Annotated in this window: 14 protein-coding genes, 1 tRNA gene and 3 pseudogenes; 13 read left to right on the top strand and 5 right to left on the bottom strand. The window is 67.0% G+C overall.

What is annotated here, in order from left to right; translation table 11 throughout:
* Nucleotides 1-589: 589 nt before the first annotated feature.
* Nucleotides 590-1,030 carry a hypothetical protein gene (locus IEJ02_RS24175; RefSeq protein ID WP_191066788.1) on the top strand — a complete coding sequence of 147 codons (441 nt, stop codon included), beginning with the start codon at nucleotides 590-592 and terminating at the stop codon, nucleotides 1,028-1,030.
* Between the two features lie 1,605 nt (nucleotides 1,031-2,635).
* Here IEJ02_RS24175 and IEJ02_RS24170 read toward each other — a convergent pair.
* The 3 genes from IEJ02_RS24170 to IEJ02_RS24160 all read right to left on the bottom strand — a co-directional run bounded on the left by IEJ02_RS24170 (nucleotide 2,636) and on the right by IEJ02_RS24160 (nucleotide 3,921).
* Nucleotides 2,636-2,911, bottom strand: coding sequence for a hypothetical protein (locus IEJ02_RS24170; RefSeq protein WP_223864332.1), 276 nt, complete (start codon nucleotides 2,909-2,911; stop codon nucleotides 2,636-2,638).
* Between the two features lie 131 nt (nucleotides 2,912-3,042).
* A complete protein-coding gene (locus IEJ02_RS24165) occupies nucleotides 3,043-3,468 on the bottom strand; it encodes an ATP-binding protein (protein WP_191066786.1) in 426 nt (141 codons plus the stop codon).
* 45 nt (nucleotides 3,469-3,513) lie between these two features.
* On the bottom strand, nucleotides 3,514-3,921 hold the full coding sequence (locus IEJ02_RS24160) for an NUDIX hydrolase (RefSeq protein ID WP_191066864.1): 408 nt from the start codon (nucleotides 3,919-3,921) through the stop codon (nucleotides 3,514-3,516).
* A 111-nt stretch (nucleotides 3,922-4,032) separates the two neighbouring features.
* Between IEJ02_RS24160 and IEJ02_RS24155 the strand changes: the two genes are divergently transcribed.
* The 10 genes and pseudogenes from IEJ02_RS24155 (at nucleotide 4,033) to IEJ02_RS24105 (ending at nucleotide 11,254) form a co-directional block, all read left to right on the top strand.
* Nucleotides 4,033-4,818 (top strand): GntR family transcriptional regulator, encoded by a 786-nt coding sequence (locus IEJ02_RS24155; protein ID WP_191066785.1) that lies wholly within the window; start codon nucleotides 4,033-4,035, stop codon nucleotides 4,816-4,818.
* A 184-nt stretch (nucleotides 4,819-5,002) separates the two neighbouring features.
* A pseudogene (locus tag IEJ02_RS24150) lies at nucleotides 5,003-5,354 on the top strand (SCO3933 family regulatory protein).
* A gap of 5 nt (nucleotides 5,355-5,359) precedes the next feature.
* The gene (locus tag IEJ02_RS24145; RefSeq protein ID WP_191066784.1) at nucleotides 5,360-6,736 is read left to right on the top strand and encodes an FtsK/SpoIIIE domain-containing protein; all 1,377 of its coding nucleotides are present in this window, start codon (nucleotides 5,360-5,362) and stop codon (nucleotides 6,734-6,736) included.
* 313 nt (nucleotides 6,737-7,049) lie between these two features.
* Nucleotides 7,050-7,677 (top strand): annotated as a pseudogene (locus IEJ02_RS24135) (DUF2637 domain-containing protein).
* Between the two features lie 11 nt (nucleotides 7,678-7,688).
* Complete coding sequence (locus IEJ02_RS24130) at nucleotides 7,689-7,874, top strand: mobile element transfer protein (protein WP_191066783.1); 186 nt, start codon at nucleotides 7,689-7,691, stop codon at nucleotides 7,872-7,874.
* Nucleotides 7,875-7,887: 13 nt separating this feature from the next.
* Complete coding sequence (locus tag IEJ02_RS24125; RefSeq protein WP_191066782.1) at nucleotides 7,888-8,082, top strand: hypothetical protein; 195 nt, start codon at nucleotides 7,888-7,890, stop codon at nucleotides 8,080-8,082.
* Nucleotides 8,083-8,106: 24 nt separating this feature from the next.
* Nucleotides 8,107-8,403, top strand: coding sequence for a hypothetical protein (locus IEJ02_RS24120; RefSeq protein ID WP_191066781.1), 297 nt, complete (start codon nucleotides 8,107-8,109; stop codon nucleotides 8,401-8,403).
* Between the two features lie 161 nt (nucleotides 8,404-8,564).
* The gene (locus tag IEJ02_RS24115) at nucleotides 8,565-9,872 is read left to right on the top strand and encodes a replication initiator (RefSeq protein ID WP_191066780.1); all 1,308 of its coding nucleotides are present in this window, start codon (nucleotides 8,565-8,567) and stop codon (nucleotides 9,870-9,872) included.
* Complete coding sequence (locus IEJ02_RS24110; RefSeq protein ID WP_191066779.1) at nucleotides 9,865-10,077, top strand: excisionase family DNA-binding protein; 213 nt, start codon at nucleotides 9,865-9,867, stop codon at nucleotides 10,075-10,077. The genes IEJ02_RS24115 and IEJ02_RS24110 overlap by 8 nt, the downstream gene beginning before the upstream one ends.
* Nucleotides 10,077-11,254, top strand: a pseudogene (locus IEJ02_RS24105) (tyrosine-type recombinase/integrase). Before IEJ02_RS24110 ends, IEJ02_RS24105 begins: the two are co-directional and overlap by 1 nt.
* 51 nt (nucleotides 11,255-11,305) lie before the next feature.
* On the opposite strand, the gene IEJ02_RS24100 reads toward IEJ02_RS24105, so the two are convergent.
* Nucleotides 11,306-11,379: transfer RNA gene (locus IEJ02_RS24100), tRNA-Gly, on the bottom strand.
* A gap of 610 nt (nucleotides 11,380-11,989) precedes the next feature.
* On the opposite strand from IEJ02_RS24100, the gene dcd reads away from it, so the two are divergent.
* On the top strand, nucleotides 11,990-12,565 hold the full coding sequence (dcd, locus tag IEJ02_RS24095; protein WP_020869751.1) for a dCTP deaminase: 576 nt from the start codon (nucleotides 11,990-11,992) through the stop codon (nucleotides 12,563-12,565).
* A gap of 5 nt (nucleotides 12,566-12,570) precedes the next feature.
* Nucleotides 12,571-13,068, top strand: a complete 498-nt coding sequence (locus tag IEJ02_RS24090; protein ID WP_191066778.1) for a phosphoribosyltransferase — start codon at nucleotides 12,571-12,573, stop codon at nucleotides 13,066-13,068.
* A gap of 131 nt (nucleotides 13,069-13,199) precedes the next feature.
* Here the strand turns inward: IEJ02_RS24090 and IEJ02_RS24085 are convergent, their stop codons facing one another.
* Nucleotides 13,200-14,156 carry a Yip1 family protein gene (locus tag IEJ02_RS24085; RefSeq protein WP_191066777.1) on the bottom strand — a complete coding sequence of 319 codons (957 nt, stop codon included), beginning with the start codon at nucleotides 14,154-14,156 and terminating at the stop codon, nucleotides 13,200-13,202.
* Nucleotides 14,157-14,423: the final 267 nt, after the last annotated feature.

Genomic DNA, 14,423 nt, shown 5'->3' with positions numbered 1-14,423 from the left:
GAATCGAACCCGCGCTCTGAGCTTGGGAATCACGGGGCCCGGCGGGCGCGAAACAGGCTTTGACCTGTGCAAACAACTGGCAGATGGTCGCCTGGTGGGGCTCCGCTAGGCCCGTGAACGACCGTGGTTCGCTGCCTGATCGGGCACGCATCGGGCACGGCCGCCCTTCGTCCCGAACTACGGGTGGGGAGGCTCGGGCCGTGGTTGCGGTAATTGCTGTCCTTTCCTGCCGTACAGGCGCGCGTGCCGTCCTTGCCGTGCGTCAGTGTTGATGTTCCCCTGGCCTCCCCGAACGGCATCGCCTCGCAGTTGGCCAACACTCTTCGCCGATGGGTCGGACCGTTTGGCCTGGCATGCCGACCGCCCGGATGCGATGTAGAATTCCCACTCTTGATGACTTTCTTTACCCGCTCTGCGTCACATGCGTGAGTCGACTAGCATGGACAAGAGATCTAATCTGGGTCTACTCATTAGCGGGGTGAAAGTCATGCGCCTCGGGAATCTACTGGATGGCGCCGTCACTGTAATAGACCCAACGGCATCCTTGGAACCTCCTCCCAGGGGACTCAAGGACTATCCGCTTCCATCCATGGCGGAACAAGCGGAAGTCCTCATGGAGACCCCTGGAGCCTTTAGTGCACTGGGAGATAGTGAGGCCGTCGCGGAATTCATCGCGGCCACCAAGGAAATGGCTCGAATTGAAATTGAGCAGCGGAAGGCGCGCGAGAAAATAAAGCGGAGACTGGTGCTCGCGTTGGCAATTGCGGGGACTGTTTTGATTTATGGAGTAGTAGGGCGAGAGTCCGTTGTTGCTGCGATTGCCGCCGTTGGTTCGCTGGTTTCCTGTGAAGTCTATATGTTTTTCGCAGCCAGGATGCGTGATCGCCGAGCGGACGATGAGGTACTGAAAATTCTGGCTGTGATGGGTGAGCAAAATTCCGAAAAGGCCGCCGTGTTCAGTAGGCTTCTGCAGCGCCCCTCTCCGGGGGGTAGTCGGGCTAGCGGGTCAGGTTGCCCAACCCAGGGATGAGCCATGGTCTCAGAAATTGAGGAAGATGGAGCTCGGCGGGAGAGTATCGTGGAGTCCGCAAATGCGGTCAGGATGCTCGCAGACAAGGATGTCGAGCTAGCGGTAAACTTTATACAAATTATAAGAGAGCGAGAAAGTAATGGCTCTCGGCATCTCCAGAGAATCATGGCAGAGCGGAAATTGGGTCAGTGCCTAAGCGTCATAATAGTGGCTATCTTGGCAGTGGTTTCGTGGCATTTGGGTGACCTTGGAGACACGGCTGCCGCTGCCTCGGTCGCCTCGGTGCCTACTGTCTCGCTAGCGGTGGTGTATGTTTTGCGTAAGATTCCTCGCTTCAATGCTCCACGGTCGTCCCCTTCCCCTTAGATGCCGTGGCTGCCGTGAGAGGGATATATCTTCCGCTGGTGTGCGTACCTATCTGCTCTTCCTCGGAGATTTCAAGAGATCCTTACCGTGTACTAAACTTTGGCGGAATGCCGCGTGAGGATCCAATTGATTTGCTTCACGGATAGGGTATTGCTATGTGGCGCAGAGGAAATTGTTTAGGGCTAAGTTGGTCTCCTCTGTTGTCCTGAGGTTTATGGTCGAGTGCCGTCATCGTCCAGAGCAATTTGGGCGTCAATCACGAACTCTTGCAAATGATTAGAGACGGCATGTGATGATTCCAGGAACGCCTTTTGGAGTCTGCTTAGGTGTTCGGTGTACTCGCGGAACAGTGCGTCTTGGTGCGCATCCGTTGCCTCGTGTCTGTTCGAGAAGGAAAGCCAGTGGGCTGCTTGCACCGCTCGCCCAGCGGAGCGCTCTATCTGTGCCGCAGACTCACTCACGGTCTTCGGTCCAGCCAATGCCACCTCCAACCACCGTGACCTGACGCCTTCCGCCAGTTCTTCTGCTCTACTAATAAAGTCGGGGGTGAAAGCAGAGGTGGGTATGAGGTCGAATCCTGCGAGTAAGCGGAGATGATCGCTGAAAGCCGAGGCCGCAGATATGAAATCTCTGTAGACGCCCTCTCGCGGCTCACGTCGTTGTCGACGGTGTTCGGCACGGGCCGCGATCTCGGCTTGCATACGGCTCGCCCTCCCAGTGGCGATTGCTGCCCCAATTGTGGCTGCGGCGCCAGCTAGAGCACCGAGTACGGCCGATAGTCCTGCATCCATCCCATGAGTGTGCCGAACCCTGCGCTGCTTCTGAACGGGCCAGAGCGGGGTGGGTCCCTCCTCGGTCGGACAGCTTCGCCGGACCAGGGTTCTCCAGGGGCCGCCAAGGCTCACATCGTGACGCTTGCGCTTGGCCTTGGCGGCCCCTGGAGGTTCCTGGTACGCCTCCGGGGGCCGACCGAGGAGGGACCCACCCCGCGACTCACCGACCCCAACCAACCGCGTTTCCGCAGATAACGACGAGCCGCCCCCCTCCGAGAGAGGGCCGGGGTGTGGGGCGGAGCCCCGCATCGTTCTGACCTCTGACGGGTCAATCCGCTGTTGCCGTGCGGCGTCGGTCGGGCCGCGCGCTGGAGCGGGGCGGAGACAGGAGCGGCGGCGCGCGGGCCGGGCGAGCGCCGCGCGCCGCGTTTGCGCGGCGCCTTGAACCCGTAGAGAAGGTTGTAACTCAGTGGCCGTTGGCCTGGTGTCGGGCGATCTTGTGCGTGGTGGGGCAGGTGAACTGTTCGGCGCATGCCGGAAGACGTCGGGATTCGCGGTGGGCTAGGGGTAGGAAGATGACCGGCCGGAGGATCCATTCGATGTGGGTGTCTTGCTGGGTGAGGGCGAACGTGGCTGCTTGCCCGTTGGTGAGGGCGTCTTCGGCTTCCTTGTAGCCGTGCGTGACCCAGTCCCATGCCTCGTGGGCTGTTTTCCGGTCGAGTGCTGAGGCGATGGTTCGCACGGTGACGCGGATCCATCGGGTGGCCTCGCTGGGGCTGGCGGTTTCGATAGAGGCGAGCAGGGCCGAGCGGGGTCCTGTGGCTGGTGAACGCGTCCAGCACTCGCACCAGTAGCCGGGGCGTAGCAGGGGCCTCAGCATGTGGTGGCTCCTGTCTCGGGCGCTACGAGCTGGGCGGTGACGGTGCGGCCGTACTGGCCGCCGGTGATGTCCAAGCGGCGGGCGAGTGCCATGACGATGGTTAATCCGCGGCCGTGGGTGTCGTCTGCGTCGGCCTCCGTAGGGCTGACTTCTTCGGGGTGGCCTCCCTCGTCGGTTACGGAGATCGCGACGGTGCGGGGTGAGAGCGACAGCGTGAGCTGGAAGGTGCCGTAAGCGGTGCCGCTGGCGGTGTGGGTGAGGGCGTTGCTGCCGAGTTCGCTCACGATCAATTCGGCGTCGTCGGCGCAGGGATGGTTGCTGAGGATGTCGCGGGTCCAGCGGCGGGCGCGGGTGACTTCTTCTCGGGATCCTGGGCACATCAGGCCCCAAACTCGCGGAGCACTCATATACTCGTCCATACAAGTTCCTTCGTGCTGGTAGGGGCTATGGGTCGCGGGTTCGTGCTAGATGAGTCGTACGCCGTCGTGGGCGCGGACGGCCGGCGGGGATGTGTTGTCGAGCGCGTCCAGGACGCGGATCGCGTATGCCTCGTCGGCCAGCTCGGTGACCTCGTCGCGGGTGGCCCAGCGCAAGGCGCGGGTCTCCGTCCCGGTGGTCGGGGCGCCATCGATGGCCTCGCAGCGGAAGACCATGGAGACGATCAGGCCGGTCATGTTCTTGTAGACGCCGGTGAGGGTCGCGGGAAGCGCGATCTTGATGCCGGTCTCTTCGAGGACTTCGCGCTGAAGCGCGTCGGGGATGGTTTCCTCGCGTTCGAGCACGCCGCCGGGTGGTTCCCACTTACCGTTGTCGCGTCGCTTGATCAGCAGCGCACGGCCCGCGTCGTCGACGATGACTCCGGCGACGCTCACGGAGTGCGGGCGCTCAGTGCTCACGTTCCTCGGCCCTCTCGGCTGGCTAGGCTCTCCACCGTAGCAATCCCGGTCAGCCGCTCGTCTAGATACCTAAAGGAGTATGTGCACATGCCTTCTCTGACTTCTGTCCTGGGTGTATTGGATCCGACGAGCGACCGGGCGGTGTTCCGGCAGATCGCCGATGCGCTGCGGGAAGCGATCGACAAGGGGCGTTTCCGGGAGGGTGACAAGCTGCCCTCGGAGACTGAGCTGGTCGACCACTTCGGCGTCTCGCGGATGACCGTGCGCAACGCTCTGTCGCTGCTCCAGCAAGAGGGGCTGGCCGTGTCCGAGCATGGCAAGGGGGTCTTTGTGCGGCCCCGTCCTCCTGTGCGGCGGCTGGCCTCGGACCGGTTCGCGCGGCGGCATCGGGATCAGGGGAAGGCCGCTTTCACGGTGGAGGCGGAGGCGGCGGGCAGTCGTCCGGAGGTGGACAGCTTGGAGGTGAAGGAGGAGCGGCCATCGCCGGACATCTCGGCCCGGCTGGGTTCGCCTCGTAAGGTGCTGGCTCGGCGGCGGCGGTATCTGTTGGATGGGCGGCCGGTGGAGTTCGCCACGTCGTATCTGCCGCTGGATCTTGCGCGGAACACTCCGATCGCGCAGCCGAACCCTGGTCCTGGTGGCATCTATGCCCGGCTGGAGGAGATGGGGCATCGCCTGGATCACTTCGATGAGGAGATCCGGGCCCGGATGCCCTCGCCTGCCGAGGTGCGTACGCTCCAGCTCGCTTCCGGGGTGCCGGTGATCCATCTCGTTCGGACTGCCTACGACGGCGAGGGGCGGGCGGTGGAGGTGTGCGACACCGTGATGGCCGCCGACGCGTACGTCCTCGCCTACCAGCTTCCCGCCAACTGACGCATGGCCGGGGCGTGGTGGCCCCGGGCTGCTTCTTCTGACTCGTACGCACGAAGACGCATACTCGTATAGACGAGTGGCCAACCCGTGTGGCATGGTGGTCCCCGTTCCCGCTCGTTCGGGTTCGAAGGCCGCAACTCATCTACATAAGTAGGTGGGTTGGATGAGAGATTAGGAGAAGTAGTTGCGTTCCATCCGAGTTGAGACCTCTGGCGCCACGGTTCTGCTGACCGAGGCGCCGGAGCCGAAGGTGAAGGACCGGCAGACTGGCGAGATCGCCAAGGACGCGCAGAGCGGGTGAAGCGCTGATGCGGCTTGGCGTCGTCTACATCGACGGCGGGGAGTCCTCGCTGCTTCAGGTCACCGTGCCGGAGAGCGGGGTCACGGAGGGGTTGGCGCTCGGGGCGCCGGTCACGCTGATCGGTCTGATCGCCCGGCCCTGGGAGTCCGTGTTCAACGGGCAGCAGCGGCACGGCATTGCCTTCCGGGCCGAGGCCATCGCCCCGGCCGCCATATCGGTGGGTGCGGAGGCCTGAACCTGATGGCTGACGTCATGACGCTGATGGAGGTGGGTGGTCCAGTCGCCGCTACGGTCGGCGGGGCCGCCTACCTCCGGGCCCGGCACCCGGCCGCCTACTGGTCGACCGTCGGGATGCCTATTTCGACGGCCCGGTTGCTGGGGTCGTACGGGTCTGTAATGGACGCGTGCGGGCTGACCGTTCCGCCGTCGCGGCTGCGGGCCTGGGCGATACAGGCGCTCACGCATCGGGAGGTGCGGCCGGTTCCTCCGCGTCGGGGGCTGATCCGGCCTACGTCGACCGGGCTGCGGGTTCGGCTGCGGCTGGCGCTAGGGCAGGAACCTGCCGACGTGGCCGCCTCCGCCGAACGGCTGCGACATGCCTGGGGCGTTCACGGCGCGTATGTGGAGGAGATCAAACCGGGCGTGGTCGAGCTGCGGCTGATCGGCTTCGATGTGCTCCGGAAGGTCCGGATGCCGCGCAAGACCGGTGGCGGGTTCCTCAAGGTGCCGGTGGCGCTGCGGGAGGACGCGACGCCGTTCGTCCGGGACTACCGGGCCATCCCACACCAGCTCACCTTGGGCGCCACGTTGTCGGGGAAGTCGATGTTCCTGCGGCATCTCATCGCCGGGCTCGCCCGGCAAGGGGTAGCTCTGGTGGGGATCGACTGCAAGCGGGGTGTGGAGCTGGCGCCGTTCGCTTCACGGCTCTCGGCCCTGGCGACGGATCCTGTGCAGGCGGCGGAGTTGCTGCCTGTGTTGGTCGGGCTGATGGAAGACCGGTACGACCTGATCAAAGCGCGGCAGGGCATCGCGTCCAGCACTCCGGATGAGGAGATCACCTCTGACATCTGGGGGCTGCCGGAGGAGGAGCGGCCGGTGCCGGTGGTGCTGGTTGTGGACGAGGTGGCCGAGCTGTTCCTCGTCGCCACGCGGAAGGATGAGGAACGGCGGGATGAGATGGTCACCCAGCTGATCCGCCTCGCTCAACTCGGCCGCGCGGCAGGCATCTATCTGGAGGTGTGCGGGCAGCGGTTCGGCGCCGAGCTGGGCAAGGGCGCAACCATGCTGCGGGCTCAGCTGACCGGCCGGGTCTGCCACCGCGTGAACGACGAAGCCTCCGCCAAGCTGGCGCTGGGCGACATCGCCCCCGAAGCGGTCGGTGCGGCCTGCGCCATCGCCCCCGAACGGCCCGGCCTCGCGGTCGCTGGCGACACGTCCGGCGGCTGGTCCCGCATCCGTCCGCCCCATCTCTCGCTCGCCGATGCTGCGGCTGTCTGCCGCGACCATGCCCATCGCGTGCCGGACATGCCCGCGCTGGAGCCGTTCCGGCCAGACGTGCCGGCCGTTCCGGCGAGCGCTCCAACCTCGCTGCTCAAGCCGCTTCCGGCCGCCGAGTAATCAACGCACCTGACGGCTGGCGCGACTGCATCGCGCCGTGTCCCTACCCCCGCCATGCCTGAAACCTAAAGGGAGTACCTGTGTCCCGTCCCACCATCTCCGAGGTCTCCGCGCTCCTGGCCGACCTAGCCGACCGCGCACACGCGGGACCGGGAGCCGCGCCGAGCTGATGAACCGCAAAGCGGACCTGTTGGAGCGCATCGCCGCTGCCCAGCCCGATGACGCCCAGGCCGCTGAGGTCGCCGCTGCCGCTCGCGCCCATGCCGACGAACTCACCGCAGACGGCTGACCGAACCGGAAGGAGTCCCTATCCATGCGCGCTCATCTGGCGCGGGTTGACGCGGTGCTGGTGCAAGCGGTCATCGCTGCCGCGCTGTCCTTCGCCCACCTGCATGACCTGGCCTCGGCGGCCGGGCAGGACGGGTGGAAGGCGTGGGCCTACCCGGTCTCCGTTGACCTGCTGCTTGTGGCGGCCTGGAAGCGGCTGCGGTCGGGGGGCGTCCAAGGCGGCGGGCTGGTGCTGGTTCGTCGTCGCACTGGCCGCGTCGCTCGGGGCGAACGTCGCCACTGCCGGGCTGCTCGACCTGGCCGACGTGCCGGACTGGCTGCGCATCCTCGTCGCCGGATGGCCAGCCGTTGCCTTCCTCGGCGGAACGCTCCTCGCCCACACCACACCAGCACCCGAAACCGCCTCGACATCGGTCGAGCCTGCTGAAGCCGTATTGGCCTCGGCCTCCCCGGAAACGGCGGGGGCATCCGTCGCCCCGGAGCCCGAGCCGGAAACGCCCGCGCCGCACGTTCCGGCTGCGCTGGTGAACCACGCGCGGAAGCTCGCCGACGACCACTACGCCCGTACCGGATCGCCCATCGGCCCCGAGACCCTGCGTGCTCGCCTCGGTGTCCCGGCACCGCTGGCCGATGCCATCGCTTCCCGTCTCTGAAGGAGTCCACCATGCTCCGCCGCTTCCGCAACGTCGCCCGTATCGGTCCTGTCCGGGTCGGCACCGCCAACGATCAGCGGGGCCGGGTGAAACACACCGCCGTATGCACCGCTCCCCGCTGCAACTTCTCCGCCGACTACGACACCCGCGCCGCCGCCGAGCTGGCCGCCCGTACCCACCGCTGCCCCATCCGCTGAAAGGAGATCGCCTGTGACCGTCAGCCTGCCCCTGGTCCTCGTCCTCGGCGCCGTTGCCTGGATCGCGATCAAGTTCATGGGCGTCCGCCTGTGGGTCGCCGTCGTGATCGCGCTGTTCGGCTTCTGGCTCGCCCACACCGGCATCGCGCCGTCCGTGGAGTCCGGTACGCACTCCGGCGTCGACTCCGTCAACGAACAACACGACTAGACGAGTAGCTGAGAGGAGATCGCAGTGTTGCGACCGAAGTACCCCGAAGCCCCCACGCCGTCGATCGTCCACGTGCCCACCGCCGTCCCGACGGCCCAACACAGTCACGCCCCGGCCTGCTCCTGCCAGCACGCCCCCGCACTCGCTTTTGCTCGCCCAGCCGGGCCCTTGAGCGGGATCAACGCCGGAACGGTCGGCGCCGTGGTCACGGTCGGCATCGTCCTCACGGCCCTGCTCGCCGCCGTCGCCGTCACGGCCATATCCGTCGCCGTGGCCGCCGTCGTCATGCGCTCGCTGCTCACCAGCCAGCGCCGCCGCTGATCCACACCGCACGACTGCCGGGGCGGCCTCGATACCGCCAAGCATCCGCCGCCCCGGCAGCCCCACCCCTCTCGACCACAGCCGAAAGAGGAGACCCCATCATCACCCGCACCACCCCGCCACCGCTGCCCGAACTGGGCACCCTGGCAGCACTCGGCACCATGCCCGCGCTGCTCCGCCAGCTCTCCGGCCTCGGCGGCTGCACCAACCCGATCCGCCTCGACGGCCACCGCACCGAACACCATCTCAACCGCGACACCGGCGAGATCGGCCGCATCCTCCACCACCTCGACTCCGCCGAGCTGCCCGCCGGGCATCTCCTGGTCCGCTGCAACAACCGCCGCACCACCCGGTGCCCGGCCTGTGCTGAGGCCTACCGCCGCGACACCTTCCACCTCATCACTGCCGGACTACGCGGCGGCAAAGGCACCCCCGGGGAGGTAGCCACGCACCCTCGCGTCTTCGCCACCTTCACCGCACCCGGCTTCGGCCCGGTGCACAACCGGCCCACCGGCCCGGCAGGCACGGTCCGCCCGTGCCGGTGCGGCGTCCGCCATGACCAGGACGACGACTCGCTTGGTACGCCGCTCAACCCGGACACCTACGACTACGAATCCGCGGTGCTCTGGAACGCTCACGCGGGTCTGCTGTGGCGGCGGTTCTCGATCTACCTGCGGCGGGAGGTCGCCAAGCGGGCCGGGCTCACACAACGGGCCTTCCGCGACCATGCGCGGCTGTCCTTCGCCAAGGTCGCCGAGTACCAAAAGCGCGGCGCCGTCCACTTCCACGCCGTGATCCGCATCGACGGACCCGACGGTGGCGACACCCCGCCTCCGGGCTGGGCCACGGCCGAGCTGCTGGCCGATGCCATCCGCGCTGCCACAACCACCGCCACGACCAGGGCCCAGGTCGTCGGTCCCGTCATCGACGGCCGGGCTTACACCTTCGCCTTCGGCGGGCAACTCGACGTACGGCCTATCCGGGGCGCGGACTTCAACGGCGGTCAGGAGCTGACCGACAGGGCTGTCGCCGCGTACATCGCCAAGTACGCCACCAAGGGTGCCGAGACAGCGACCGGGGCCCTGGACCGGCCCATACGGCTCATCGCCGAAGTCGCCCAGCTCGACATCAGCGAGCACGCTCGCCGCCTCATCCGCACCGCCTGGGCCCTTGGCGCCCGCAAGGACCTGGAACACCTCCGGCTTCGCGCTTGGGCTCACATGCTCGGCTTCCGGGGGCACTTCTCGACCAAGTCTCGTCGCTACTCCACCACCCTCGGTGCCCTCCGTGACGCCCGCGCTGCCTGGCGTCGTGCTCAGGCTGCGGTCGCCGACTCCGGCCCGGCCGAGACCACGCTGGTTCTCGCCCACTGGGTCTACGCCGGTACCGGCCTCACCCCGGCTGAGGAGTGGCTCACCGCCACCATCACCCCCGCTCCCGGAACGGAAGGAGAACCCACCCATGCGTGACCGGTACCTCAGCGTTGCTCAGGTGGCCGAGCTGCTGGGGACCACCCAGCGCTTCCCTCGACGGCTGGTCGCTGAGCGGCGCATCAAGTACGTGAAGGTGGGCCGCCATGTCCGCATCCCGGAGAGCGTCATTCAGGAGTACATCGACGCGAACACCGTGCAGCCGGTGCAGCCTCGGCGGCGTCACCTCCGGAGGGCTACCTGATGGCCAACAGCAAGGGGAAGCGGCGTCGATTCGGAGCGGTTCGCAAGCTCCCCTCCGGCCGCTTCCAGGCTCGTTATCCCGGTCCGGACGGGGTCATGCGTCCGGCTCCGGTGACCTTCGAGACCGCCGGTGACGCAGACGACTGGTTGGCGGAGAAGCAGACCGAGGTGCGGCGTGGCGATTGGCAGGACCCGGACGCGGGCGCCGTCAGCTTCGAGGAGTACGCCTTGCGGTGGGTGAAGGAGCGCGGCTTGTCGCCCACAACTGACGAGCTGTACAGGCGCCTTCTGCGGCTGCACATCCTCCCCGTCTTCGGCGGGTGGGACCTGGACGAGATCACGCCTCCGCGCGTTCGTACCTGGCGCGCTGAGCGGCTGGAGACCGTGGGGGAGACGACCGTTGCGAAGTTTACCGGCTGGTGAAAGCCATCCTGGAGACGGCCGTTGAGGACGAGTTGATCCGACGGAATCCTTGTCGGATTCGCGGCGCGGGGAAGGAATCGGCGAGTGAGCGTCCCATCGCAACGGTGGAGCAGGTGGATGCGCTCGCTGACGCCATGGGGCCTCGGTGGCGGCTGATGGTCTACATCGCCGCGTACGGCCCTGCTCGGCCCGAAGAGCAGGCGGAGATGCGGCGGCCTGACGTGGACCTCGAAACGGTCGGTGTGTGGGTCCGCCGGGCGGCTCCCGAGCTGACAACCGGCCGGCGGGTGGTGGGCGATACGAAGTCCGAGGCGGGGAAGCGGTTCATTGTGCTGCCCGGCTTCATGCGGAAGGACCTGGAGCGGCATGTGAAGTGGTTCGCGGAGAAGGAGCCGAACGGGCTGCTCTTCGTCGGCGAGAAGGGGGCGCCGTTCCGGCGGTCCTCCTTTGGGCGGAAGTGGCGACGGGCGAGGGCGAAAGTGGGGCTCCCCGACGACTTCCGTTTCTACGATCTTCGTCACACCGGACACACCCTCTCGACCCAATCCGGCGCGACCCTCAAGGACACGATGGTGCGTGCCGGGCAGTCGTCCACGCGGGCCGCGCTGATCTATCAGCACTCGACCCTGGAGCGGCAGAAGGAGGTGGCCGCCGGGATCGATGCCCGCGTCGCTGCCGACCGCCAGGCGGCCAAGGCTTCCGCCGAGAAGAGCGGTGATCAGGCATCTGGCACGGATCTGGCACGAGATGCTTAGGGAGGTCTAGACAATGAACAAGGCCCGGGTCTGTGACCTGGGCCTTCGCTGTGGAGCGGGTGACGGGAATCGAACCCGCGCTCTGAGCTTGGGAAGCTCATGTTCTACCATTAAACTACACCCGCGAGAGGCGCCCGATCTCTGGCGCCGCATCGTCGGACACTTTACCCCATGGCTGACCCCCGGCGCATTCGTCGTGGGGTCTTCGTGCTGTTCGGGGTTCGGGTGGAGGTCCGGTTGGGAGCGGGGCGGGGTTGGGGCGGGGGTTGGAGTGGGGTGGGGGCGGGGGTGTTTTGAGGGGGGATTGCTGGGGTTTTGGGGTGGATTTTCGGGGTGTCCGTGGGGTGGAAGCGGCTGTTGGGGTGCGGGAGTTGGGCGTACGGTGGGGGTGCGGAGTGCCGCGTGGAGCAGGGTGTGGTTGATCCCCTAATGTGGCTTTTGTCGTCCACGCCGTCCACGTTCTTGGGGAAGGGACTCAATGGAGCGCACCGTCGTCCGTTGTGCTGAAGGGCATGTGTTCAGCACCTCCTCGTTCCCGATGCAGCACCTCACCGTCGACCGCATCGGCCCCGGCCGGTTGCTGCGGTGTCCGCGTTGCGCTCGGCTTCGGCACGCGGTGCCGGTGGGAGCCGATAAGCGGTGAGCGGTAGCCGATGAAGCCACAGGGTGCGGGCCCGGTCCGGTGGGACCGGGCCTGTGCCGTGGGGGCACCTGTGATGTGCGTATCCTCTTCAGGTGCTTCTCTCAGACAAGGACATCCGGGCCGAGATCGACGCCGGGCGGGTGCGGATTGATCCGTACGATCCGGCGATGGTGCAGCCGTCGAGTATCGATGTACGGCTGGACCGGTTCTTCCGGGTGTTCGAGAACCACCGCTATCCGCATATCGACCCGGCGGTGGAGCAGCCCGATCTGACGCGTCTGGTGGAGCCCGAGGGCGAGGACGCGTTCATCCTGCACCCCGGGGAGTTCGTGCTCGCCTCGACGTACGAGGTCGTGTCGCTGCCGGACGACATCGCCTCGCGGCTCGAGGGGAAGTCGAGTCTGGGGCGGCTGGGGCTGTTGACGCACTCGACGGCGGGGTTCATCGACCCGGGGTTCTCCGGGCACGTCACGCTCGAGTTGTCGAATGTCGCGACGCTGCCGATCAAGCTGTGGCCGGGGATGAAGATCGGGCAGCTGTGCATGTTCCGGCTGACCTCGCCCGCGGAGCATCCTTACGGCTCCGCCCGCTACGGCTCCCGCTATCAGGGGCAGCGCGGGCCGACGCCCTCGCGGTCGTTCCAGAGCTTCCACCGGACGAAGGTGTGAGCGGCGTGGGTGAGCAGCGCGAGAACCTTACGTACGAGCGGTTCGGGGTCGCGGTCCGCGAGCTGGCGGAGAAGATCGCCGACGATGGCTACGAGCCCGACATCGTGCTCTCCATAGCCCGCGGCGGGGTCTTCGTGGCCGGTGGGCTGGCGTACGCGCTCGACTGCAAGAACATCCACCTGGTGAACGTGGAGTTCTACACGGGCGTGGGGACCACCCTCGACATGCCCGTGATGCTCGCGCCCGTGCCCAACGCGATCGACTTCTCCGACAAGAAGGTGCTGATCGCCGATGACGTGGCGGACACCGGCAAGACGCTGAAGCTGGTCCGGGACTTCTGCCTCGGCACGGTCGCCGAGGTGCGCAGCGCGGTGATCTACGAGAAGCCGCAGTCGCTCGTGGAGTGCGAGTACGTCTGGCAGCGCACCGATCGGTGGATCAACTTCCCGTGGAGCGTCGAACCGCCCGTGGTGCGGCGGGAGGGTCAGGTCCGGGACGCCTGACACGGAGCATGTCGCGTAGATGAGGGGCCCGCCGGTGCGGGCCCCTTGTCATGCGGCCTGTGGTGTCGGCCTTACGGCTTGTGGTGTCGGCCTTACGGCTTGTGGTGTCGGCCTTACGGCTCTTACGGCCCTTACAGCGTTCCCAGCTTCAGCAGGCTCAGCAGCGCGATCAGCTGGAGCGCCGACGCGCCCAGCGCCTTCTGCCACGGCAGGTCGTGCGACTTGCTCACCATCGAGGTGAAGAGCGCGCCCGCCGCCAGCCAGGTCACCCAGCCCAGCACCTTCACCAGCGAGCTGTCCCCGCCCAGGAAGAGCGCGAACACCAGCCGCGGCGCGTCCGTGATCGACATGATCAGCATCGAGAGGCCGATGGTCGGCGCCCAGGTGCCGTCGCCGCCCAGCTGGCGGGCGAGGGTGTGGGTGACGGCGCCCAGGATCAGTCCACTGATCAGCATGGCGACGCCCGCGGTGAGCACCCACGGGATGCTGTTGGACATGGGGGCGTTGAGGACGTCCTTACGGGCGTCATCGAAGCTGAAGACCGCCAGCAGACCGTAGACGAAGGTCACGATCAGCGCCGGGCCCCACACCGCGTAGTCCCGCATCTGCCAGAAGGTGGCCGACGGGCGCAGCACGATGCCGCTCAGCAGCTGCTGCCAGTGCAGCCGGGGGCCGGCGGGCGGGGCCGTGGAGGAGCCTGCGCGGTACGTCTGCCCGCCGTAGCCGTCGTCGTACGAACCGGGGCCCTGGCCGTACGGGCCGTACGCGTCGGGCGCCTCGCCGACGCTGAACTGCTGTGTATGGCCCGAGTTGTTGTCGGCGTACGCGCCGCCGCCCTGTCCGTACGGTCTCTGCCCCTGGCCGTAGCCTCCGGGGCCGGGGCCCTGCCCGGGCCCTTGGCCGTAGTGCGGGTCCTGGCCGCCGAAATACTCCGGCTCTCCCTGTGAGGAGGGCTGCTGCCACTGCGGCTGCCGCTGACCGCCGTACGGGTCGTGCTGCTGTCCGTACGGCGGCTGCGTCGGCCGCTGCTGCCCTTGTTGCGCGGAGTGGGAGTCCCGTCCGCGTCCGATCCTGAATCCAGCCACCATTCGAACGTACCCGGTCGTAGCGGGCCGGGTGCGGGAGCTGTGTGGGCAGCCCGGGCATTGCGGCCGAGCTGTGACATCCCTTAGGGGGTCCCTTATGGGTTTCCCCCCGGTGGTCGGTGGGGGCCGCCGGGGGGTGCCTCTATGTCTTCCGTCAAGGCACCCATGTCTGGTTTGGGGTTGTTCGGGGTTGTTGGGGTTATGCGGCGAGCTCGACATCCCTTGGTGTCCGGGATTCGTAGAAGGTGCCGTCGCGGAGCATGGCGAACA

The sequence above is a fragment of the Streptomyces sp. 5-10 genome, assembly GCF_014712245.1.
In the GTDB taxonomy this organism is placed as follows: Bacteria; Actinomycetota; Actinomycetes; order Streptomycetales; family Streptomycetaceae; genus Streptomyces; species Streptomyces violaceusniger.
The sequence above is the reverse complement of the archived record's forward strand: the minus strand, read 5'-3'. Positions and strand labels throughout refer to the sequence as shown.